The organism is Aeromicrobium sp. Leaf289 (genome assembly GCF_001423335.1).
Lineage (GTDB): Bacteria > Actinomycetota > Actinomycetes > Propionibacteriales > Nocardioidaceae > Aeromicrobium.
Genome location: NZ_LMNK01000007.1, coordinates 50,787 through 72,484, shown reverse-complemented (window position 1 = coordinate 72,484; position 21,698 = coordinate 50,787). Strand labels below are relative to the sequence as shown.

The following is a 21,698-nucleotide window of genomic DNA, read 5'->3' as shown; positions in this document are numbered from 1 at the left end:
AGTCGACCCTAACCAATCCGGTCGATGACCACATCCGCGGACGCGCCGCCGACGCCCGACGCGGTGGCCTCGACCCGCACCGCGCCCTCGAGCGCCTCGAGCGCGCGCTCGAAGCGTTCGGGCGTGTCGGTGTGCAGGGTCATCAGGGGCGCACCGGCACCAACCTCGTCGCCCGGCTTGGCGTGCAGCTCGATGCCGGCACCGGCCTGCACGTCCTCCCCCGGACGGGTCCGACCCGCGCCGAGACGCCACGCCGAGACGCCGACGCCGAACGCGTCCAGGGTCGTGAGGACGCCGTCGGACTCGGCTGTCACCACGTGCGTCTCGCGGGCCGTGGGCAGCGGAGCGTCGGGGTCGCCACCCTGGGCGGAGATCATGCGCCGCCAGGCGTCCATCGCGCGACCGTCGGCCAGGGCGTCGGCCGGGTCGACGTCGGTGCGTCCGGCCGCCGCCAGCATCTCGCGGGCCAGGGCGAGCGTGAGGTCCACGACGTCGGAAGGCCCGCCCCCGGCGAGGACCTCGACCGACTCGCGGACCTCGAGCGCGTTGCCCGCGGTGAGGCCGAGCGGGGTGGACATGTCGGTCAGCAGCGCCACGGTGGTCACGCCTGCGTCGGTGCCCAGCGCCACCATCGTCTCGGCCAGCTCGCGCGCGTTCTCCTCGGTCTTCATGAACGCGCCCGACCCGACCTTCACGTCGAGCACGAGCGCGCCGGTGCCCTCGGCGATCTTCTTGCTCATGATCGAGCTGGCGATGAGCGGGATCGCCTCGACGGTGCCGGTCACGTCGCGCAGGGCGTAGAGCTTCTTGTCCGCGGGCGCCAGGCCCGTGCCGGCCGCGCAGATGACGGCGCCGACGTCCTCCAGCTGCGCGAGCATCTCCTCGTTGCTGAGCGCGGCGCGCCATCCGGGGATCGACTCGAGCTTGTCGAGCGTGCCGCCGGTGTGCCCGAGCCCGCGGCCCGAGAGCTGCGGCACGGCCACGCCGCACGCCGCGACGAGCGGGGCGAGCGGGAGGGTGATCTTGTCCCCCACACCGCCCGTGGAGTGCTTGTCCGCGGTCGGACGGCTGAGGGACGAGAAGTCCATCCGCTCGCCGCTGGCGATCATGGCGTTCGTCCATCGGGCGATCTCGCGCCGGTCCATGCCGTTCAGCAGGATCGCCATGGCCAGGGCCGACATCTGCTCCGGTGCCACCACCCCGCGGGTGTAGGCGTCGACCACCCAGTCGATCTGCTCGTCGGTGAGGGCGTGCCGGTCGCGCTTGGCCGCGATGACCGCAGGGGCGTCGAAGCGCTCGGTGCCGGAGGGGGGCGGGGTCTGGCTCATGTCAGGGTCACCTCGAGGGACTCGTAGCCGCGCAGCACCCAGGTGGGCCGCCGCGGGGCGACGCCGGTGAGCGCGATCGTGGGGAACCGCTCGAGGAGCCGTCGGACGGTGATCTCGAGCTCGACGCGCGCGAGCGGCGCGCCCAGGCAGAAGTGCAGGCCCATGCCGAAGCCGACGTGGGGGTTGGGGTCGCGCGCGACGTCGAAGTCGTCGGCCCGCTCGAACACGTCGGCGTCGCGGTTGGCCGAGCCCATGAGGCAGGCCACCGTCTCACCCGCACGGACGGTCACGCCCGCGACCTCGACGTCGGTGGTGGCCGTCCGCTCGAACATCTGCAGAGGGGCGTCGTAGCGGATGAGCTCCTCGAGCGCGGTGGCCACGCTGACCTCACCCCCGGTGACCCGGGCCAGCTGGTCGCGGTGCGACAGCAGCGCGTGCATGCCGTTGCCGAACACGTTGACCGACGCCTCGTGGCCGGCGTTGAGCAGGAGGACCACGGTCGCCACGAGCTCGTCGTCGCTGAAGCCCTTCCCGTCCTGCCGCTCCCTGACCAGGTCGCTGACGAGGTCGTCGCCCGGCTCCCGGCGGCGCAGCTCGACGACCTCACGCACGTAGGCGGCGAACTCGCTGCTGGCCGTCACGGCCGCGGCGCGGACGTCGTCGCCGACACCCTGCTCGTACATGTGCACGATGGCCTGGGACCAGTCGCGCAGCCGCTCGTGGTCCTCACGCGGCACACCGAGCAGGTCGGCGATGACGAACACCGGCATGGGCTCGGCGTAGCGCGCCAGCAGGTCGACGGGCCGACCCGCACGGAGGTCGTCGGCGAGGTCGTCGAGCATCTCGTCGGCGAGCACCTCGATGCGCGGGCCCATCCGCTCCACGTGGCCGCGGGAGAACGCACCGGCCAGCAGCCGACGCATGCGGGTGTGCTCCGGGGGCTCGTTCTCCATGAGCTGGTTGCGATGCAGCGTGTTGAACGGCTCCATCTGCTCGGAGGGCTCCCAGTCCGTCCAGAGCCGACCGAGGCTGCGGTTGCGCAGCACGGCGCTCACCGCCGCGTGGGTGGTGGCCACCCATCGACCCTCCCGCTCCGACCGCAGCATCGGCCCGGCGGCGCGCCACCGGGCCAGCAACGGGTACGGGTCGTCGAGCAGGTCGGGGCTGGTGAGGTCGGGGACGACCGTCACTCCTCGCCCCCCTGACCGGGAGCGCGGTCGTCGGCCCCCTCGCCGGAGGCGAGATCATCAGCACCGAACGCATCGGGCAGGACCTCGTCCATGGTCCGCACGCCCGAGGCGGTGAGCAGCTGCATGGCCGGACCTCCGTTCTCCCACAGGAGCTGACGGCACCGGCCGCACGGCATGAGCGGACGGCCCTCGCCGTCCACGCACGCGACCGCGACCAGACGGCCACCGCCCGTGGCGTGCAGCGCGGAGACCATGCCGCACTCGGCGCACAGGGCCACGCCGTAGGCCGCGTTCTCGACGTTGCAGCCGAGCACCACCCGGCCGTCGTCGACCAGGCCGGCCACACCGACCTTGTAGTGCGAGTACGGGGCGTAGGCGCGCTGCATGACCTCGGTGGCGTACCTCGTGAGGGCGCCCCAGTCGACGGGGTCGTCGGCGGTGCTGATGCCGAGACCGAACGATTCGGCCACTAGCCCGCACTCCCCTTGCGGTACGGCTTGCCGTCCGCGGCCGGCATGCGCAGGCGTTGGGAGAACAGCGCCAGCACGAGCAGCGTGGTGAGGTACGGCGTCATGCCGGTGAGGTCCTCCGGGACCGAGCCGGTCAGGAAGTACCAGCCGGCCACGACGACGCCCAGGAGCGCCGCCACGAGGGACGACCGACGTCCGTGCTGGCGCCACTGCCAGATGGCCAGCGCCACGAGGCCGACGGCGACGAGCAGCAGCAGCCCGTGGATCGTGTCGCCACCGCCGCGCAGGCGCAGCGTGTCGGTGTAGCCGAACAGGCCGGCGCCGGCCAGCAGGCCGCCTGGACGCCAGTTGCCGAAGATCATGGCGGCCAGGCCGATGTAGCCGCGACCGCCGGTCTGTCCGTCGCGGAAGCCGTTGGCCGCCACGAGCGCCAGGAACCCGCCCGCCAGACCCGCGAACGCACCGGAGGTGACCACGGCGACGAACTTGTAGCGGATGACGTTCACGCCGAGCGACTCCGCCGCCGCCGGGCTCTCGCCCACCGAGCGCAGCCGCAGGCCGAACCGGGTCCGCCACAGCAGGTACCAGGTGAGCACGAACAGGGCGAGCGCGATGAGCGTGAGCACGTTGAGGTTCGACACGAGGGCACGCAGGAGCGCGGCCAGGTCGGACAGGAGGAACCAGTTCTTGGCCTCGAGGTCGCCGAGCGGGTCGGCGAGCGCACTGATGGTGATGCTCGGCAGGTCGTCGATGCGCGGCGACTGCGTCTGACCACCGCCGGGCACGCCCGTGAACGCGAGCACCGCGAGGTACTGCACGGCGCCGAGCGCGATGATGTTGATCGCGACGCCGGAGACGATGTGGTCGACGCCGAAGATGACGGTGGCCACGGCGTGCAGCAGCCCGCCCAGGGCGCCGAAGCCGATGGCACCCAGCACGCCCCACCAGGGACCCACGAAGTAGCCGTAGTAGCCGGCGCCGAAGGTGCCGAGGATCATCATGCCCTCGAGGCCGATGTTCACCACGCCCGCGCGCTCGGCCCACAGGCCGCCCAGGCCGGCCAGACCGATCGGCACCGCTGCCACGAGGGTCGCGCGCAGCGTGCCCGAGGAGTTGAGGTCGTCGGCTCCGGTGATCACCCGCAGCGCGGAGAACAGCAGCAGCAGACCCGCGATGCCGAGCAGCACCACCGGGAACGTGATCCGCGACCGCGTCGCGGGAGCCGTCGGCGCGCCGCCGACCGGTGGAGTCGCGATGCTCATCGACTCACTCCTTCCGTCGTGGGGCCGGTCGGTCTGTCGTCGTCGAGGGTCGCGGCCACCTGACGCTGCTCGAGGCGCACACCGTAGCGACGCACCACCTCGTAGGCGATGACGACGGTCAGCACGATCGTCCCCTGCGTGATCTTGACGATGTCGGGCGAGACGTCGAGCAGGATCTGCAGCGGGTTGGACTGCTCGTCCAGGAAGGCGAACAGCAGTGCGCCGAGCGCGATGCCGATCGGGTGGTTGCGACCCAGCAGCGCGATCGCGATGCCCGCGAAGCCGAGGCCCGACTGGAAGGTCGAGCCGTACGCGAAGGCCTCGCCGAACAGGATCGGCAGACCCACGAGGCCCGCCGCCGCACCGGACAGCAGCATCGAGACGAGGACCATCTTCTTGACGTCGATGCCGGAGGCCACCGCGGCGCTCTCGGAGAGGCCGGTGGCCCGCAGGTCGAAGCCGAACCGGGTCTTGTTGATGACGAGCCAGTACGCGACACCCACGAGGATCGCGAGGAACACGAACCCGTAGACCTGGTTCGGCGCCCCCGGGAAGAGCGTGAAGCCGGGGATCCGGCTGCCCTCCGGGATCTCCTTGGTGGCCACGATGTTGGAGCCCGGGTCGCTCACGGCCGCCTTGCGCAGCATGAAGGCCACGAGGGCGGTCGCGATCGCGTTGAGCATGATCGTGGAGATCACCTCCGAGACGCCGCGCGTGACGCGCAGGAGCCCGGCGATGCCGGCCCAGGCCGCACCCACCAGCATCGCGGCGAGGATCGCGGCGGCCGTGTTGAGCCAGCCGGGCAGCCACGCCTCGCCGGCCACGACCGCGGCGGCGAACGACGCCACGCGGTACTGGCCGTCGACGCCGATGTTGAACAGGTTCATCCGGAAGCCGATGGCCACCGCCACGCCCGACAGGTAGTAGACCGTGGCCGCGTTGACGATGTTGGTGAGCCCGCGTGCCTCGGGCACGCTGAGGATCTGGCCCCACACACCACCGACGGAGTCGCCGGCCACGACGAGCACCAGGCTCGTGATGAGGAACGCCGCCACGAGGGCGAGGACGGGCGCGGCCGCCGCGAGGGCGATGCGCTTGAGTCGCTGGTCGGTCATGCCGGACCTCCTTCGTCGGCACCGGTCATGGCCGAGCCCAGCTGCTGGGGGGTGACGGTGGCGGGGTCGAACGTGCCGACCAGGCGACCGCGCAGGATCACCCGGATGGTGTCCGAGAGGCCGATCAGCTCGTCGAGGTCGGCCGAGATCAGCAGCACCGCCAGACCGTCGCGCCGTGCCTGCTTGATGTGGTCCCAGATCGCCGCCTGGGCGCCGACGTCGACGCCGCGGGTGGGGTGCGAGGCGACGAGCAGGCTCGGCTCGCCCGTCATCTCGCGACCGATGATGAGCTTCTGCTGGTTGCCGCCGGACAGGGCGCGGGCCAGCGTGTCGATGCCAGGGGTGCGGACGTCGTAGGCGTCGACGATGCGCTGGGTGTCCTGACGGGCACCGGCGCGGTCGATGAACGGACCCTTGACGTTGGGCTCGCGCGTCTGGTGGCCGAGCACCCGGTTCTCCCACAGCGGGGCGTCGAGCAGGAGCCCGTGCCGGTGCCGGTCCTCGGGGATGTAGCCGATGCCGGCCTCGCGGCGCAGCCGCGTGGACCGGCCGGCCAGGTCGTCGCCGTTGAGCGCGATGCTGCCGGTGGCACCCGGACGCATGCCCATGACGGCCTCGACCAGCTCGGCCTGGCCGTTGCCCTCCACGCCTGCGATGCCGAGGATCTCGCCGCGGTGGATCGTCAGGTCGATGTCGGCCAGGAGCGGCCTACCCGACCCCGCCGGCGCGGGAAGTCCGAGGTCGCGGACCTCCAGGACCGGCTGGTCGGTCACGGTGGACGTCTCGGTGCTGGGGCTCGGCAGCTCCGAGCCGACCATGAGCTCGGCCAGCTGACGCGACGTGACGCCGGCGGCCGGACGCGTCTCGACGGTGGTGCCCCGACGGACGACGGTGACCGTGTCGGCGACCGACAGCACCTCGTCGAGCTTGTGGGAGATGAAGATGACCGCGAGGCCCTCCGCCTTGAGCTCGCGCAGGTTCTCGAACAGCTCGTCGACCTCCTGCGGCACGAGGACGGCGGTCGGCTCGTCGAGGATGATCACGGAGGCGCCGCGGTACAGCACCTTGAGGATCTCGATGCGCTGGCGTGCACCGACGCCGAGGTCCTCCACGAGGGCGTCGGGGTCGACGTCGAGCCCGTAGGCCTCGGAGATGCGCCGGATCTCCGCGCGTGCGGCGTCGCCGATGCCGTGCAGCTTCTCCGCGCCCAGCACGACGTTCTCGAGCACGGTGAAGTTGTCGGCGAGCATGAAGTGCTGGAACACCATGCCCACGCCGGCGGCGATCGCGTCGGACGGGGACGAGAGCTCGACCGGCTTGCCGTGCACCTCGATCGTCCCGGAGTCCGGTTTCTGGACGCCGTAGAGGATCTTCATGAGCGTCGACTTGCCGGCACCGTTCTCGCCGACGATCGCGTGCACGGTCCCCCGTCGCACGTCGATGTCGATGTCGTGGTTGGCGATGACACCGGGGAACGTCTTGCCGATGCCGCGCAGCCGGACGACGACGTCGCCCGCCCCGGGATCGAGGTCGGTGGTCTCGTCGGGGACGGACGTGGTCACGCAGCACTCCTCAGAGGCGGGTCCGGCCGCGGGGCCGGAGGGATGGAGCAGGTCACACAGGCAACGGCCCGGCCCCACGCTCGCGCGCAGGGCCGGACCGCGTCAAGGATGCGAGGTCCCTGGACGTCCGTTCACTCGCTCGGGACGGTGATCTCGCCGTCCACGATCTGCTGCTTGTACTCGTCGAGCTTGTCGGCGATGTCGTCGACCTGACCGCCGGTGGTGGAGTAGCCCACACCGTCGACCTTGAGGTCGTAGACCGTCGGGCCCGTGGGAGCGGCGCCGTCGGCGACACCCTTCAGGTACGCGAACACGGCGACGTCGATGTTCTTCAGCATCGACGTCAGGATCACGTCGCGGACGGACTCGTCGGCCGTCAGCGCCTGGTCGGAGTCGACGCCGATGGCCTTGGCGTCGGCGGCCGAGGCGGCCTCGAACACACCGCCACCGGAACCGCCGGCAGCGTGGTAGACCACGTCGGCACCCTTGTCGTACATGCCCTCGGCGGCCGTCTTGCCCTTGGCCGGGTCACCGAAGCCGCTGAAGTCCGGCGGCTGCGTGAGGTAGCGGGCCTGGATCTCGATGTCGGGGTTCACGGCCTTCGCGCCGGCCTCGTAGCCGACCTCGAACTTCTTGATCAGCGGCGTCTCGACACCACCGACGAAGCCGATGTTGCCGGACTCGGACTTGAGCGCGGCAGCGGCGCCCACGAGGAAGGAGCCCTGCTCCTCGGCGAAGAGGAGGTTGGCGACGTTCTCGCCCTCGACACCGTCGTCGATGATCGCGAAGTCGACGTCGGGGTTGGCCTTTGCGACCTTGCCGACGGCCTGCGAGTAGGCGAAGCCCACGGCGATGACCGGGTTGTAGTCGGCGTCGACGAGCTGCTGGAGGCGACCCTCACGGGCGGACTCGGGCTCGCCGTCCTGCGCCTCGGCGGTCTGGACCTCGAAGCCCAGCTCGCACTCGGCCTTGTCGAGGCCCTTGGCGGCGGAGTCGTTGAACGACTGGTCGCCACGTCCACCGACGTCGAAGGCCATGCCGACCTTCGTGTCGACCTTCTCGACGCAGTCGTCACCGGAAGCGGTGTCGTCGTCGTTGCTCGAGCTGTTGTTCGCGCAGCCCGCACCGGCGAGCACGAGTGCGGCCACGCCGGCGACGGCGGTGACCTTGGTGAGTCGACGCAAAGTTCCTCCTTGAGACATCGCCGGAGAGCCCGGCACGCCTGCACCCTAGCCGCGCCCGGGGGTCCTTCGGGAGGTCCTGCGCCCGATTGCGACGGGCCGTAACCGATTCGTCACCTTCGGGAGCGCCGCTAGAGCAGGGCGGAGCAGGCGAGCACCTTGGCGCCCACGGCGATGGCGCGCTCGTCGGGCCGGAAGTTCCCCTGGTGCAGGTCGTAGGTGGGCCCGTCGGGCGTGCGTGTGCCGAGTCGACCCATCGCTCCGGGGACCGCCTCGACGTACCACGCGAAGTCCTCGCCGCCGAGGCTCTGCGTGGTGGTGGCCACCGCGGCGGGCCCGATGGCGTCGGAGACCGCGCGGCGGAGCAGCTCGGTGACCCCGAAGTCGTTGACCACGGGCGGGACGCCGCGCACGTAGGTGACGTCGGCGCTCACGCCGAACGGCTCGATGATGTCGGCGATGAGCCCACGCACCAGGTGCTCGGCCTGGTGCCAGGCCGCGGAGTCGAGCATGCGCAGCGTGCCGCTGAGCTCGCCGGTGGAGGGGATCACGTTGGCGGCGTTGCCGGCTCGCACCGACCCCCACACCAGGCTGGCGCCCGAGCGAGGGTCGAAGCGGCGCGACAGCACGGCCGGCAGCTGCGTCACGAGGCTCGCGAGCGCGTAGGTGAGGTCCTCGGTGAGGTGCGGTCGCGACGTGTGCCCGCCGCGACCGGAGAGCGTGACCTGGATGCGGTCCGACGCTCCCGTGATCGGTCCCTCGCGCAGGCCCACCTGGCCGACGTCGAGCGACGGGTCGCAGTGCAGTGCCACGATGCGCGAGACCCCGCGCAGGACACCGGCCGAGAGCAGGCGCAGCGCACCGCCGGGCATGACCTCCTCCGCGGGCTGGAAGACCAGGCGGACCCGGCGCGGCAGGCCGCCGGCCACGTGCAGCTCCTGCAGCGCCACGGCGGCCCCCACGAGCGCCGACACGTGGACGTCGTGGCCGCAGGCGTGGGCGACGCCGGGCGACGTCGAGCGCCACGGGTCGGAGGTGGTGTCGTCGATCGGGAGGGCGTCGAGGTCGGCCCGCAGGGCCACGATCGGCCCCTCCTCGGGTCCGATCTCGGCCACGAGCCCGGTGCCCTCGAAGCGCTCGTAGGAGACGCCCAGCTTGTCCATCCACGCGGCGACCACGTCGGTGGTGCGCTCCTCGTGCCAGGACAGCTCGGGGCTCGCGTGCAGGTCACGCCGCAGCTCGATGAGATCGGGCGTCACGACCTCGATCGAGCGGGAGACGGCGTCGATGGACATTCCTCCAGGGTATCCCCGGCCGGCGATCGGCGCGGACGCCGTCCAGGACCGCCGACGCCGTCATCGTCCTACGGTCGGCCGAGGGCGCGCTGGATCTGCTCGATCGTCTCGTCGGCGAGCCTCTCGATCGGCCGCTTGAGCACGAGGGGCGCGAGGGCGTGCAGCAGGAACGGGAACTCGAACTGGGCCCGGTAGTGGACCTGCGTGCCCCCGCCCTCCACGCTGTCGTCGGGCGTGAACGTCATGACGTCGGTGGCCGTCGTGCGCCCGTTGACCCCACGGCAGGCGAAGAACGTGGGCGGGTCGTAGCCGACGGTCTCGTACTCGAGCGCCACCGTGCGCCCCATGAAGCGGGACCGGTTCGCGTACCGGGTGCCCATGCCGCCGTCACCCGACAGGCGCGTCGTCTCGATCGTGCCGGGGTCCCAGTGCTCGGTGTTCTCGAAGTCGCTGAGGTAGGCGAAGACCTCCTCGACCGGCCGCGACAGGTGGAAGGTGCGCTCGACGTCCATGCTGCGAGCGTAGGCGAGTCGCGATGGCGTGGAGCTCCTGCCGGTCGATCTGGCGACGGTGCGCGTACCAGAGCAGCGCCAGGGCGACCCCGACCAGCGAGAGCGCGCCGCCGCCGACGAGCGTCCACCGGGCCCCGAAGGTCTCACCGACCCAGCCGATGAACGGCGACCCGAGCGGCGTGCCACCCATGAAGATCATCAGGTAGAGCGCCGCCACCCGGCCACGCATGACCGGCTCGGTGGTGATCTGGATGGTGGCGTTGGCCGCGGTGATCATCGTGAGGGCGCAGAGCCCGAGCACCGGCAGCACCAGAGCGTACGAGAGGTAGCCGGGCATGAGACCGGCGACGATCTCGACGACGCCGAAGGCGATGGCGGCGCCCACCACGAAGCGCAGGCGTGGGCGCTCACGTCGGGCGGCGAGCAGGGCCCCGGCCAGGGAGCCGATCGCCATGATCGAGCCGAGGATGCCGTACTCCCCCGCCCCCTTCTCGAAGACGTCGGTGGCCATCAGGGCACTGGTCATCTGGAAGTTCAGGCCGAAGGTGCCGACGGCGAACACGATCGTCAGCACGAGGACGAGGTCGGGTCGGGACCGGACGTAACGCACCCCGTCGCGGACCGCCCCCTTGCGCGAGCCCATGACGGGCGCCGGGGCGAGGCGTGCCGGGTCGAGCTTCTGCAGCGACGCGATGACGGCGAGGTAGCTGACGGCGTTGGCGAGGATGACCCAGCCGGTCGCCTCGACCCCGGAACCGCCGGCCGCGATGAGCAGGCCGGCGAGCGCCGGGCCGACCATGCGGGCGGAGTTGAACGAGGCGGAGTTGAGGCCCACCGCGTTCGACAGGTCCTCCGGTCCGACCATCTCGACCACGAACGACTGGCGTGCGGGGGCGTCGAACGCGGTGCCGACGCCGAAGACGAACGCCAGCAGGTAGACGTGCCAGACCTCGACGGCACCCGTGATCGCCAGCACGCCCAGGACGGCGGCGGGGATCGCCATGGCCACCTGGGTGCAGCGCAGCACCGTCCGCTTGGGGAACCGGTCGGCCACCACCCCGGCCACGGGCGACAGCAGCAGCGCCGGGAGGAACTGCAGCCCGGTGGTGATGCCGAGCGCGGTGCCGCTCGACGTCAGCTGGAGGACCAGCCAGTCCTGGGCGACGCGCTGCATCCACGTGCCGATGTTCGAGACGATGGCACCGGCGGCGTAGACGCGGAAGTTGCGGACGTGCAGGGCGCGGAAGGTGGGACTCACGAGTCCACCCCCGCCCTCATGAGTCGGTGATCCGCGTGAGGATCGCCGCCGCCTCGCGCAGGACGGCGCGCTCGCGGGCATCGAGGCTCGTGAGCCGCTGGTGCAGCCACGCGTCGCGTCGCTTCCGCTCCTCCGCCAGGGTCTTCTCGCCGAGGTCGGAGAGGCTGACGACGACCTGTCGACCGTCCTGGGGGTGGGGTGCGCGCTCGACGAGTCCGTCCTCGGCGAGGCAGTTCAGGGTGCGGGTCACGCTGGGGGCGCTCACGCGCTCACGGGCGGCGATCGACGACGGCGACGTCGGGCCCATCTGGCGCAGCGTGCCCAGCACGGACATCTGCGTCGGGGTCAGGTCGGAGTGCCGCTCCTGCCGGAGCCTGCGGTTGAGTCGGGCCACCGCCAGCGCGAGGTTCTGGGAGTCGGTAGGCATATCCTTAGCCTAGGTCATTAACTATGCTAATTCAAATCTGCAACGATCTCGGCGTCCTGCGGCTGCGCTGCTGCAGTCGGGCTCGACCTGCCGCTGCGCTGCTGCGGTCGGGCTCGTTCTGCGGCTGCGCTGCTGCGGTCGGGCTCGACCTGCGGCTGCGCTGCTGCGGTCGGGCTCGACCTGCGGCTGCGCTGCTGCGGTCGGCCTCGACCTGCGGCCGCGCTGCTGCGGGTCGTCGTGGGTGCGGCCTCCGAAAGGCCTCGACGGAACAGAGGCTCTCGGCGCGGTCGAGCTCGCCGTCCTTCGCCCCCCATCGGTGGATCCTCAACCGCAGAAAGCGTCCTGCGGTTGACGATCCACCGATGACGAGTCCGGACCGGCTCGGGTGGTGGATCCTCAACATCAGGAAGCGTGCTGCGGTTGAGAATCCACCGATGACGGCCCGCGCGGTGAGTTCTCCCCCGATTCCCCGTCCGGGCGGTGAGTTCTCCACCGTCTCGGCGCCGAGACGGTGGAATCTGCACCGCGCAGCCCTGCCGGTCGGTCCATTCGGTGGAGAAGTCACCGCTCGAGGGGGAAGAGCGCAGAAGACGGCCCGCAGGATCGGCCGAGGCGCTGGGAGTCGCCCGGTCGAGGCCCTTTCGGAGCCCGACCCCGAGACGGCCGAGCGGACGCAGCCCCTACCCGAGCACCCCCGCCACCGACGCTGGCCGGACGCGAGATCCATCGCACGCGGCGACGCTGCCCCACCCCACGACGACCACCCCGCAGCCCGCCCCCACGACGCACGACCGCCCGCCACCGGAGCGGTGACGGGCGGTCAGGGTGGTGCTGGAGCGTGCGTGCTCAGGCGTTGCCGGCGGCGAGGGCGCCGAGCAGGTCGCGGTTGAGCCGCGAGATGACGTCGAGCGGGATGCCCTTGGGGCAGGCTGCCGTGCACTCACCGATGTTGGTGCAGGAGCCGAAGCCCTCGGCGTCGTGCTGGGCGACCATGTCGACCACGCGGGACTCGCGCTCGGGCTGGCCCTGCGGGAGCAGGCCGAGGTGCGTCACCTTCGCCGCGGTGAACAGCATGGCCGAGCCGTTCGGGCATGCCGCCACGCAGGCACCGCAGCCGATGCAGGTGGCCGCCGCGAACGCGTGGTCGGCGTCCTCCTTCGGCACGGGCAGGTTGTTGGCCTCCGGCGCCGAGCCGGTGTTGACGCTGATGTAGCCGCCCGCCTGGATGATCCGGTCGAAGGCGCCGCGGTCGACGACGAGGTCCTTGACGATCGGGAACGCGCCCGCCCGCCACGGCTCGATGTCGATGACGTCGCCGTCCTTGAACGAGCGCATGTGCAGCTGGCACGTGGTCGTGACCTCGGGGCCGTGCGCGATGCCGTTGATGACCACGCCGCACGATCCACAGATGCCCTCGCGGCAGTCGTGGTCGAAGGCGACCGGCTCCTCGCCGGCGAGCGTCAGCTGCTCGTTGAGCACGTCGAGCATCTCGAGGAACGACATGTCCTCGGAGACGTCGTCGAGCCCGTAGCCGACCATCTGGCCCTTCGTCTCGGCATTCTTCTGGCGCCAGACGTTGACGGTGATCTTCACTTGCAGCTCCCGTTCACTTGTAGGACCGAGCCTTCATCTCGACGTACTCGTACTCGAGGGGTTCCTTGTGCAGGATCGGCTTCTGGCCGCCCTCGGCGCCGTTGAACTCCCACGCCGCCACGTAGGCGAACTGGTCGTCGTGGCGCAGGGCCTCGCCGTCCTCGGTCTGGCTCTCGGCGCGGAAGTGGCCGCCGCACGACTCCTCGCGGTTCAGCGCGTCGATGCACATCAGCTCGCCGAGCTCGAAGAAGTCCACGACCCGGCCGGCACGCTCGAGCGTCTGGTTGAGCTCCTCGGCCTCGCCGGTGACCTTCACGTTCTTCCAGAAGTCGTCGCGCAGCTCGCGGATGAGGCCGATCGCCTTGATCAGGCCCTCCTCGCTGCGCTCCATGCCGCAGTACTCCCACATGATGTGGCCCAGCTCCTTGTGGTAGCTGTCCACGGTGCGGTTGCCGTCGACGGCCAGCAGTGCGGAGATGCGCTCCTCGACGGCCTCGCGCGCCTCGGTGACGGCCGGGTGGTCGTCGCCCACGGGCTCGAAGGGGCCGTCCGCGAGGTAGTTCGCGATGGTGGTCGGCAGCACGAAGTAGCCGTCGGCCAGGCCCTGCATCAGCGCGGAGGCACCGAGTCGGTTGGCGCCCTGGTCGGAGAAGTTGGCCTCGCCGGTGACGAAGAGGCCCTCGAGGTTGCTCTGCAGGTCGTAGTCGACCCACAGCCCGCCCATGACGTAGTGCACGGCCGGGTAGATGCGCATCGGCTCGTTGTACGGGTCCTCGCCGGTGATCCGGGCGTACATGTCGAACAGGTTCCCGTACTTGGCCTCGACCGCCGGGCGGCCCATGCGCTCGATCGCGTCGGCGAAGTCGAGGTAGACCCCGAGCCCGCCCGGACCGACGCCCTTGCCGTCGTCGCACTGGTACTTGGCCGCACGCGAGGCGATGTCGCGCGGGACCAGGTTGCCGAACGCCGGGTAGATGCGCTCCAGGTAGTAGTCGCGCTCGTCCTCGGGGATGTCGCGCGGGTGGCGGTCGTCGCCGGCCTTCTTGGGCACCCAGATGCGGCCGTCGTTGCGCAGCGACTCGCTCATCAGCGTCAGCTTGGACTGGTAGTCGCCCGAGACGGGGATGCAGGTCGGGTGGATCTGCGTGTAGCAGGGGTTGCCGAAGTAGGCGCCGCGACGGTGCGCGCGCCAGGTGGCGGTCACGTTGCAGCCCATGGCGTTCGTCGACAGGAAGTAGACGTTGCCGTAGCCGCCGCTCGCCAGCACGACGGCGTCGGCGGTGTGCGACTCGATCTCGCCGGTCACCATGTCGCGGACGATGACGCCGCGCGCCTTGCCGTCGACCATGACGAGGTCGAGCATCTCGTGGCGGGTGTGCACGTCGACCGTGCCGGCGGCGACCTGCCGCTCGAGCGCCTGGTAGGCACCGATCAGCAGCTGCTGGCCGGTCTGGCCGCGGGCGTAGAACGTGCGGGAGACCTGCACGCCACCGAAGGAACGGTTGTCGAGCAGGCCGCCGTACTCACGCGCGAACGGCACGCCCTGCGCCACGCACTGGTCGATGATGTTCACCGACACCTGGGCGAGGCGGTAGGAGTTGGACTCGCGCGAGCGGAAGTCGCCGCCCTTGACCGTGTCGTAGAACAGCCGGTACACCGAGTCGCCGTCGTTGCGGTAGTTCTTGGCGGCGTTGATGCCGCCCTGGGCGGCGATCGAGTGGGCGCGGCGCGGGCTGTCCTGGTAGCAGAAGCTCGTGACGTGGTAGCCGGCCTCGCCGAGGGTGGCGGCGGCGGACGCACCGGCAAGACCGGTGCCCACGACGATGACCTTGATCTTGCGTCGGTTCGCGGCGTTGACCAGCTTGGCGTCGAACTGACGCTGCTCCCAGCGACGCTCGATGGGGCCGCTCGGCGCCTTGGCGTCGGCGATGGGGTCGCCGTGCTCGATGAACTGCTCGGCCGCCCCGGTGGGGGTGAAGGTGTCGGTCATCAGGAACCAGCTCCGAAGAAGAAGATCGCGAACGGGACGACGAGGAAGCCGCCGGCGATGACCACCGACAGCACCCAGGACGCGATGGTGATCGTCGAGTCCTTGCGGGTGCTGCTGCGGTTCTGGCCGAGCGTGGTGAGGGCGCTCCAGAAGCCGTGCCACAGGTGGAAGCCGACCGCGACCAGGCCGATCGTGTACAGCAGCACGACCCACCAGATCTCGAAGCCGTTGACCACGCGCTCGTACTTGCTGTCGGACGCGCCGCCCGGGGACAGCCAGTTCGGCAGCATCTGCGCGAGGTGGCCGATGATGAACAGCAGCAGGATCACGCCGCCCCAGCGCATCGTGAACGAGGCGTAGGAGCGCTGGATGCCCGTGCGGTTCTGCTTGGAGTGGTAGCGCGTGGTGCCGGTGTAGCCGGCCGCGACCTTGTTGCGACGCCACAGCGTGATCGCGCAGTACACGTGCGCGACGAGCGCGACGAGCAGCACGACCCGCAGGATCCACAGCGCCCCGCCGTGCGGCAGGTAGGGATAGAAGATGTTCTCCAGTCCCTCGAGGTAGGAGTCGAAGTACTCCTTGCCCTGGAAGAACTTGAGGTTGCCGTACATGTGGACGAGCAGGTAGCCGAGCATGATCAGCCCGGACACGGCCATCGTGTACTTGAGCACGACGGTCGACCTGCGCGCCGACGCGCGAGTCAGAGTAGTGGCCACGCACGCACCGTAACCCTGAAGCACACCTGAGCGCTAAGTCATGATGAGGGCAACCTTCATAGCCTCCGGCTATCACGTTGTAGGCTCGGCCCGTGCAGTTCCAGCAGCTCTCCTACTTCGTGGCGGTGGCGCGCACGCGCAACTTCACGCGCGCTGCCGAGCTGGTCGGGGTGGCACAGCCCAGCCTCTCCAAGCAGGTCCGCGTCCTGGAGAACTCCCTGGGCACGCCGCTGTTCGTCCGCCAGCCCGGCGGCATCGAGCTCACGAGCGCCGGCGAGGCGCTCCTGCCCCATGCCGAGCGCATCCTCATCGACGTCGAGTCGGCGCAGCGTGCGGTGCACGAGGTCGCCGGTCTGCGGCGCGGACGGGTGCGGCTCGGCGCCACCCCGTCGATCTGCGACGGGCTCCTGCCGGAGGTGCTCACACGGTTCCACGAGACCCACCCCCTCATCGAGCTCGAGGTCCACGAAGGGGGTTCACGGGTCCTGACGCACGAGCTGGCGCAGGGGCGGCTCGACCTCGCCCTGCTCATCACGCCGCTGTCCGAGACCCGCCCCGACATCGAGACGGTGCCCCTGCGGCGCGACCGGCTGGTGCTCGCCGCACCCTCCGACGAAACCGCCGACGACGCGCTCCCGTCCGCGGTCGACGTCGCGGCCCTGCGGGACCTGCCCCTCGTCATGTTCCGGACCGGCTACGACCTGCGCGAGACGACGCTGACGGCGTGCGCGCAGGCGGGCTTCTCCCCGCACATCTCCGTCGAGGGTGGCGAGATGCTGTCGGTCCTGCGGTTCGTGGAGTCCGGTCTCGGCTACGCGGTCGTCCCCGAGATGGTGCTGGCCAACCGACCGGGCCTGCGGCCCGTGGCGCTGCGCAACCCGTCCCTGTCGCGCCAGATCGCCCTGGCCCACCGCCGCGACACCCTCCAGCTCGCCGCGCTGGCCTTCCACGACGAGCTGCTGCTGTCGCTGCAGCAACCCGGCTGACGCTCGCCCGCGCACGGGCGGCGGTCAGTCCTGCGAACCGGTGAGCGGGAAGGACAGGTACGTCGACCAGCCCGCGTCCGGCTCGTGGAGGTACAGCGCGATCTCGCCCACCGTGAAGGTGCACGCGAAGTGCTCGAGCGTGGCGTAGGCGCGGTCGAGCGCCGCGTCGTCGAGGTGGTGGGCGACGGTGACGTGCGGGTGGTACGGGAACTCCGGCTCCGGCGCCGCGAGGGCCTCGCGCAGCTCCGCGACCAGCAGCTCCGCCTCGGAGATGCCTCGGCTCACCGCCACGAAGACCACGGGCGAGACCGGCCGGAAGGTGCCCGTGCCCTTGAGGTCGACCTCGAACGGAGCCGTCCGGGCGGCCACCGCGGAGAGCCGACCGGCGAGTCGGTCCAGCTCGTCACCGGCCACGACGTCGGGCGGCAGCAGCGTGATGTGGCTCGGGATCTGCTCCGCGAGCGGATCGCCGAACGCGGCCCGGTGCGCGCGCAGCTCCTCGCCGTGCGGCTCCGGGACCGAGATCGCGACCCCGAACGTGCGCGACGCGCCCGCCCCGCCCCGCTCAGGCACCGCGGACGAGCCCGACCTTGTCGTACACGTCGGCCACGACGGGCGCCGCCACCTCACGCGCCCGCGCCGCGCCCCGGGCGAGCACCCGGTCCAGCTCGGCCGGGTCGTCCAGGTACGCCCGCGTGCGCTCGCCGAAGCCGGCCACGAAGTCGGCCACCACGTCCGCGAGGGCCACCTTGAGGTGTCCGTACTGGCGACCCTCGAACTCGGCGACGACGTCGTCGACCGACGTGCCGGTCACGGCCGAGTACAGGGTGAGCAGGTTGGACACGCCGGGCTTGCCCTCGGGGTCGAACCGGATCTCGTCGCCGGAGTCGGTGACGGCCGAGCGGATCTTCTTCGCCGCCTTCTTCGGGTCGTCGAGCAGGTCGACGATCCCGTTGGGCGAGGAGCCGGACTTGCTCATCTTCGCGGTCGGGTCCTGCAGGTCGCCGATCTTGGCGGCGTCCTTGAGGATGTACGGCTCGGGCTGGCGGAACGTCTCGCCGTAGTGATGGTTGAACCGCTGCGCGAGGTTGCGGGAGAGCTCGAGGTGCTGGCGCTGGTCCTCACCCACGGGCACGTGGTGCGGGTTGTAGAGCAGGATGTCGGCCGCCTGCAGGATCGGGTAGGTGAACAGCCCGACGCTGGACTTGTCGGTGCCACCCTTGGCGCTCTTGTCCTTGAACTGCGTCATGCGACCCGCCTCGCCGAAGCCGGTGAGGCAGTTGAAGATCCACGCCAGCTGCGTGTGCTCGGGCACGTGGCTCTGGCAGAACAGTGCCGACCGCTCGGGGTCGACGCCGGCTGCGAGGAGCTGGGCCGCCGACGCGTGGGTCCGTGCCCTCAGGGCTGCCGGGTCCGGCTGCACCGTGAGCGCGTGCAGGTCGGCGATGAAGTAGAACGCGTCGTGGTCGTCCTGCAGGCCCACCCACTGGCGGATCGCCCCGAGGTAGTTCCCGAAGTGGAACGACTCGGCCGTCGGCTGGATGCCGGACAGCGAGCGGGGACGGGTGCTGCTGGACATGCTGTGCATTCTGCCAGTGAGGTTCTGCCGGTCAGGTCCTAGGCTCGGGCGGGTGGACGACGTACGCACGTGGCAGGTTCCGGGTCGGGTCAACCTCATCGGGGAGCACCTCGACTACAACGGGGGCCCGTCGGTCCCCTTCGCGATCGACCGCTTCCTCACCCTGAAGGTGCGCCGCCGTGACGACGACGCGGTCAACGTGTGGAGCACCCTGCCCGACGGTCGCCGTGAGCGCGCGGCGTTCACGGTCGACGTCGCACCGGGCGACGGCGCCGTCGCGGCGGACGGGTGGGCCGCCTACCCCGCGGGCGCGGTGTGGGCGCTGCGCTCCCAGGGCTCGCTGCCCGGCTGCGACCTGGTGCTCGAGTCGTCGCTGCCCCTCGGTGCCGGTCTCTCGTCGTCGGCCGCGCTCACCGTGGGGGTCGTGTCCGCCCTCGCCGACCTGGCCGGTCTCGACCTGGACCCGCTCACGGCGGCCCGCCTCGCCCAGCGCGCCGAGAACGACTTCGTGGGGGCGCCGACCGGCCTCATGGACCAGCTGGCCGTCACGTTCGGCCGTGAGGGCCAGGCCGTCGTGACCGACCCGCTCGGCGACGCCGAGCCCGAGCGCGTCCCGTTCGACGTGGCCGCGGCCGACCTCTCGCTGCTGGTCATCTCCACGGGCGTGGACCACTCGCACGTGGCCGCCTCCGGAGGCGGGGGGTACGCCGAGCGGCGCGCCCAGTGCGAGGAGGCCGCGTCGGCCCTGGGGCTCGACCACCTCGCGAAGGCCGGGCTCGACGCGCTCGTCCGGCTCGACGACCCCGTGCTGCGTCGTCGCACGCAGCACGTCTTCACCGAGACGGCTCGCGTCAAGGCCGCCCTGCGCACGCTGCGCGAGCAGGACTGGGAGCAGCTCGGGACGGTCCTCACCGCCTCGCACACCTCCCTGCGCGACGACTTCGAGGTCAGCTGCGCCGAGCTCGACGTCGCGGTCGAGTCCGCCCTCGAGGCCGGCGCCCTCGGCGCCCGCATGACCGGCGGCGGGTTCGGCGGCTCGGCCATCGCCCTGGTCCCGCAGGCCAAGGCGGGACCGGTGCGCGAGCTCGTGGAGCAGCGCTACGACGCCCTGGGCTGGAAGACGCCCGAGGTGTTCGCGGTCCGTGCCGCCGACGGGGTCCACCGCACCGCCTGAGGTCCCTCCTGGCCGCCTCGCGCCCACACGGGGTGGAAGACTGTCGGGGTGACCGTCCGCCGCATCGCGTACCAGGGGGAACCCGGCGCGAACTCCCACATCGTCTGCCAGCAGCACCACCCCGACGCCGAGGCCGTGGCCTGCGCGTCGTTCGAGGACGTGTTCGCGGCCGTCACCGGTGGTGACGCCGACCTCGCGATGATCCCGATCGACAACTCGATCGCAGGCCGGGTGGCCGACATCCACCACTTCCTGCCCACGTCGGGCCTGCACATCGTCGGCGAGCACTTCCTGCGGATCCAGTTCATGGTCATGGGCGTCCCGGGCACCACCCTCGACACCGTGCGCACGGTCCACAGCCACGTGCACGCCCTCGGGCAGTGCCGCAAGATCATCCAGCAGCACGCCTGGACGCCTCTCGTCTCCGGCGACACCGCCGGTGCCGCACGCGAGATCGCCGAGGCCCGCGACGTCAGCCAGGCGGCGATCGCCCCGCCGCTCGCCGCGCAGATCTACGGACTCGAGATCCTGGCGCGCGACGTCGAGGACGAGGACCACAACACGACCCGCTTCGTGGAGCTCTCGCGCGAGCCCGCCGTCCCGGCCGCCGGCGCGGGACCAGTCGTGACGACCTTCATCTTCAACGTGCGCAACCTGCCGGCGGCCCTCTACAAGGCCCTGGGCGGCTTCGCCACGAACGGCGTCAACATGACCAAGCTCGAGAGCTACATGGTGGGGGGCGAGTTCACCGCCACCCAGTTCCTCGCCGAGGTCGACGGGCACCCGGACGACCCGCACGTGGCGCGCGCCCTCGAGGAGCTCACGTTCTTCACCACCGAGACCCGCGTGCTCGGCGTCTACCCGGCCGACCCGTTCCGGGCCGAGTCCGCCTGAGCCGAGCCGACCGATGGACTCCCTGAGCTGGCCGCTGTCCGTGCCCGTCCTCTCCGACGGCGTGGTGACCCTGCGCGCGGCCACGCCGGCCGACGTCGCGTCGATGCACGAGATGACGCAGGACCCCGACATGCAGCGGTGGACCGCGGTCCCGGTGCCCAACACACCCGAGATGAGCGAGGCGTTCGCCCTGCAGATCGGCGCCGAGGCGTGGGACCAGGGCACGGCGCGGATGTGGGTGGTCGAGGCCGCCGACGACTCCGGACGGGCCCGGTTCGCCGGCAACGTCGACGTCCGGGGCGGACCGGTCGCCGACCTCGGCTTCTCCCTGCACCCGTGGGCGCGCGGCCGCGGACTGATGACCCGGGCCGTGCGCCTCGCCGTCGACCACGTGTTCACCGAGTGCGCGGTGGAGTCGGTCCACTGGCGGGCGCACGTCGGCAACGAGGCCTCCCTGCGGGTGGCGCACGCCTGCGGCTTCCAGCTCGTGGGCTCCTCGCCCGCCCTGCTGCACGAGCGGGGTCGCACCCTCGACGCCTGGACGGCGGTGCTGCGCTTCGGCGACGCCCCCGTGCCCAGGGGGCGCTGGCTCGACGCGCCCGTGATCGAGACGGACCGGTTGCGGCTGCGACCCTTCGCGGAGTCCGACGCCGCCCGGGTGGCCGAGGCGTGCGGCGACGAGACCGCGGGGCACTGGTTGAACACCCTGCCGCGCCCGTACACGCTCGACGTCGCGCGCGCGTACCTGGCCGACTGCACCTGGCAGGCGGCCATCGGGTCCAAGCTCACCTGGGCCGTGGCCGACCGCGAGACCGACGCGCTCGTCGCGAACCTCGCCCTCATGCACCTCGACGGCCCCAACCCCGGGACGGCCGAGGTCGGCTACTGGGCCCACCCCGACGCGCGGGGTCGAGGGTTCATGACCGAGGCGGTCCGCGCGGCCGTGCGCCACGCCCTCGCCGCCGACGGGCCCGACCACGAGCCGCTCGGCCTGCACCGCCTCAGCCTGCGGGCAGCAGCCGGCAACGTGGCCAGCAACCGGGTGGCCGAACGGGCGGGCTTCCGGCGCATCGGGGTCGAGCGCGAGGCCGAGCTGCTCGGCGACGGCTCGGTCGACGACCTGGTCTCCTACGACCTGCTGCGCGACGAGGTCTGAGACCTTCGCC

At 71.3% G+C, this 21,698-nt stretch carries 20 protein-coding genes; 4 read left to right on the top strand and 16 right to left on the bottom strand.

Annotated elements, in window-relative coordinates:
* Nucleotides 1-8: 8 nt before the first annotated feature.
* The 14 genes from ASF37_RS16605 to ASF37_RS16540 form a co-directional block, all read right to left on the bottom strand.
* The gene (locus tag ASF37_RS16605) at nt 9-1,328 is read right to left on the bottom strand and encodes a thymidine phosphorylase (RefSeq protein WP_056581748.1); all 1,320 of its coding nucleotides are present in this window, start codon (nt 1,326-1,328) and stop codon (nt 9-11) included.
* Nucleotides 1,325-2,518 carry a cytochrome P450 gene (locus ASF37_RS16600; RefSeq protein WP_235492866.1) on the bottom strand — a complete coding sequence of 398 codons (1,194 nt, stop codon included), beginning with the start codon at nt 2,516-2,518 and terminating at the stop codon, nt 1,325-1,327. The genes ASF37_RS16605 and ASF37_RS16600 overlap by 4 nt, the downstream gene beginning before the upstream one ends.
* Nucleotides 2,515-2,988 carry a cytidine deaminase gene (locus ASF37_RS17005; protein ID WP_156364670.1) on the bottom strand — a complete coding sequence of 158 codons (474 nt, stop codon included), beginning with the start codon at nt 2,986-2,988 and terminating at the stop codon, nt 2,515-2,517. Before ASF37_RS17005 ends, ASF37_RS16600 begins: the two co-directional genes overlap by 4 nt.
* Nucleotides 2,988-4,250, bottom strand: coding sequence for an ABC transporter permease (locus ASF37_RS16590; protein WP_056581746.1), 1,263 nt, complete (start codon nt 4,248-4,250; stop codon nt 2,988-2,990). Before ASF37_RS16590 ends, ASF37_RS17005 begins: the two co-directional genes overlap by 1 nt.
* Entirely contained in the window at nt 4,247-5,365 is a 1,119-nt protein-coding gene (locus tag ASF37_RS16585; RefSeq protein ID WP_055969272.1) for an ABC transporter permease, read from the bottom strand. The genes ASF37_RS16590 and ASF37_RS16585 overlap by 4 nt, the downstream gene beginning before the upstream one ends.
* On the bottom strand, nt 5,362-6,927 hold the full coding sequence (locus ASF37_RS16580; protein ID WP_055969276.1) for an ABC transporter ATP-binding protein: 1,566 nt from the start codon (nt 6,925-6,927) through the stop codon (nt 5,362-5,364). The genes ASF37_RS16585 and ASF37_RS16580 overlap by 4 nt, the downstream gene beginning before the upstream one ends.
* A gap of 131 nt (nt 6,928-7,058) precedes the next feature.
* Nucleotides 7,059-8,147, bottom strand: coding sequence for a BMP family protein (locus tag ASF37_RS16575; protein ID WP_235499165.1), 1,089 nt, complete (start codon nt 8,145-8,147; stop codon nt 7,059-7,061).
* A gap of 92 nt (nt 8,148-8,239) precedes the next feature.
* Complete coding sequence (locus ASF37_RS16570) at nt 8,240-9,403, bottom strand: amidohydrolase (RefSeq protein ID WP_055969282.1); 1,164 nt, start codon at nt 9,401-9,403, stop codon at nt 8,240-8,242.
* A gap of 68 nt (nt 9,404-9,471) precedes the next feature.
* Nucleotides 9,472-9,891 carry an SRPBCC family protein gene (locus ASF37_RS17645; protein ID WP_235492890.1) on the bottom strand — a complete coding sequence of 140 codons (420 nt, stop codon included), beginning with the start codon at nt 9,889-9,891 and terminating at the stop codon, nt 9,472-9,474.
* Nucleotides 9,791-11,173 carry an MFS transporter gene (locus ASF37_RS16560; protein WP_082481288.1) on the bottom strand — a complete coding sequence of 461 codons (1,383 nt, stop codon included), beginning with the start codon at nt 11,171-11,173 and terminating at the stop codon, nt 9,791-9,793. Before ASF37_RS16560 ends, ASF37_RS17645 begins: the two co-directional genes overlap by 101 nt.
* 16 nt (nt 11,174-11,189) lie before the next feature.
* Nucleotides 11,190-11,600, bottom strand: a complete 411-nt coding sequence (locus tag ASF37_RS16555) for a MarR family winged helix-turn-helix transcriptional regulator (RefSeq protein ID WP_055969289.1) — start codon at nt 11,598-11,600, stop codon at nt 11,190-11,192.
* A gap of 846 nt (nt 11,601-12,446) precedes the next feature.
* Nucleotides 12,447-13,193, bottom strand: a complete 747-nt coding sequence (locus ASF37_RS16550; protein WP_055969292.1) for a succinate dehydrogenase/fumarate reductase iron-sulfur subunit — start codon at nt 13,191-13,193, stop codon at nt 12,447-12,449.
* Between the two features lie 13 nt (nt 13,194-13,206).
* Nucleotides 13,207-15,183 carry a fumarate reductase/succinate dehydrogenase flavoprotein subunit gene (locus ASF37_RS16545; RefSeq protein WP_055969294.1) on the bottom strand — a complete coding sequence of 659 codons (1,977 nt, stop codon included), beginning with the start codon at nt 15,181-15,183 and terminating at the stop codon, nt 13,207-13,209.
* Nucleotides 15,183-15,899, bottom strand: a complete 717-nt coding sequence (locus tag ASF37_RS16540) for a succinate dehydrogenase cytochrome b subunit (protein WP_055969297.1) — start codon at nt 15,897-15,899, stop codon at nt 15,183-15,185. Before ASF37_RS16540 ends, ASF37_RS16545 begins: the two co-directional genes overlap by 1 nt.
* 92 nt (nt 15,900-15,991) lie before the next feature.
* Here ASF37_RS16540 and ASF37_RS16535 point away from each other — a divergent pair, with 92 nt between their 5' ends.
* Nucleotides 15,992-16,885 carry a LysR family transcriptional regulator gene (locus tag ASF37_RS16535; RefSeq protein WP_055969299.1) on the top strand — a complete coding sequence of 298 codons (894 nt, stop codon included), beginning with the start codon at nt 15,992-15,994 and terminating at the stop codon, nt 16,883-16,885.
* A 24-nt stretch (nt 16,886-16,909) separates the two neighbouring features.
* On the opposite strand, the gene ASF37_RS16530 is transcribed toward ASF37_RS16535, so the two are convergent.
* Entirely contained in the window at nt 16,910-17,458 is a 549-nt protein-coding gene (locus tag ASF37_RS16530) for a 2'-5' RNA ligase family protein (RefSeq protein WP_055969301.1), read from the bottom strand.
* Nucleotides 17,451-18,473, bottom strand: a complete 1,023-nt coding sequence (gene trpS / locus ASF37_RS16525; RefSeq protein WP_156364671.1) for a tryptophan--tRNA ligase — start codon at nt 18,471-18,473, stop codon at nt 17,451-17,453. Before trpS ends, ASF37_RS16530 begins: the two co-directional genes overlap by 8 nt.
* 43 nt (nt 18,474-18,516) lie before the next feature.
* On the opposite strand from trpS, the gene galK reads away from it, so the two are divergent.
* Genes galK through ASF37_RS16510 form a run of 3 tightly spaced genes read left to right on the top strand, consistent with a single transcriptional unit; the run spans nt 18,517 to nt 21,688 of the window.
* Nucleotides 18,517-19,638, top strand: a complete 1,122-nt coding sequence (gene galK, locus ASF37_RS16520) for a galactokinase (protein WP_055969304.1) — start codon at nt 18,517-18,519, stop codon at nt 19,636-19,638.
* Between the two features lie 48 nt (nt 19,639-19,686).
* Nucleotides 19,687-20,532, top strand: a complete 846-nt coding sequence (locus tag ASF37_RS16515) for a prephenate dehydratase (protein WP_056581744.1) — start codon at nt 19,687-19,689, stop codon at nt 20,530-20,532.
* 13 nt (nt 20,533-20,545) lie between these two features.
* The gene (locus tag ASF37_RS16510; protein ID WP_056581743.1) at nt 20,546-21,688 is read left to right on the top strand and encodes a GNAT family N-acetyltransferase; all 1,143 of its coding nucleotides are present in this window, start codon (nt 20,546-20,548) and stop codon (nt 21,686-21,688) included.
* The last annotated feature ends 10 nt before the right edge of the window (nt 21,689-21,698 follow it).

Excerpts from the sequence above, each read along its gene's own strand:
- ASF37_RS16605 (WP_056581748.1), bottom strand. The coding sequence starts at position 1,328 with ATGAGCCAGACCCCGCCCCCCTCCGGCACCGAGCGCTTCGACGCCCCT.
- ASF37_RS16545 (WP_055969294.1), bottom strand. The coding sequence starts at position 15,183 with ATGACCGACACCTTCACCCCCACCGGGGCGGCCGAGCAGTTCATCGAG.
- ASF37_RS16555 (WP_055969289.1), bottom strand. The coding sequence starts at position 11,600 with ATGCCTACCGACTCCCAGAACCTCGCGCTGGCGGTGGCCCGACTCAAC.
- ASF37_RS16510 (WP_056581743.1), top strand. The coding sequence starts at position 20,546 with ATGGACTCCCTGAGCTGGCCGCTGTCCGTGCCCGTCCTCTCCGACGGC.
- ASF37_RS16570 (WP_055969282.1), bottom strand. The coding sequence starts at position 9,403 with ATGTCCATCGACGCCGTCTCCCGCTCGATCGAGGTCGTGACGCCCGAT.
- ASF37_RS16590 (WP_056581746.1), bottom strand. The coding sequence starts at position 4,250 with ATGAGCATCGCGACTCCACCGGTCGGCGGCGCGCCGACGGCTCCCGCG.
- ASF37_RS16585 (WP_055969272.1), bottom strand. The coding sequence starts at position 5,365 with ATGACCGACCAGCGACTCAAGCGCATCGCCCTCGCGGCGGCCGCGCCC.
- trpS (WP_156364671.1), bottom strand. The coding sequence starts at position 18,473 with ATGCACAGCATGTCCAGCAGCACCCGTCCCCGCTCGCTGTCCGGCATC.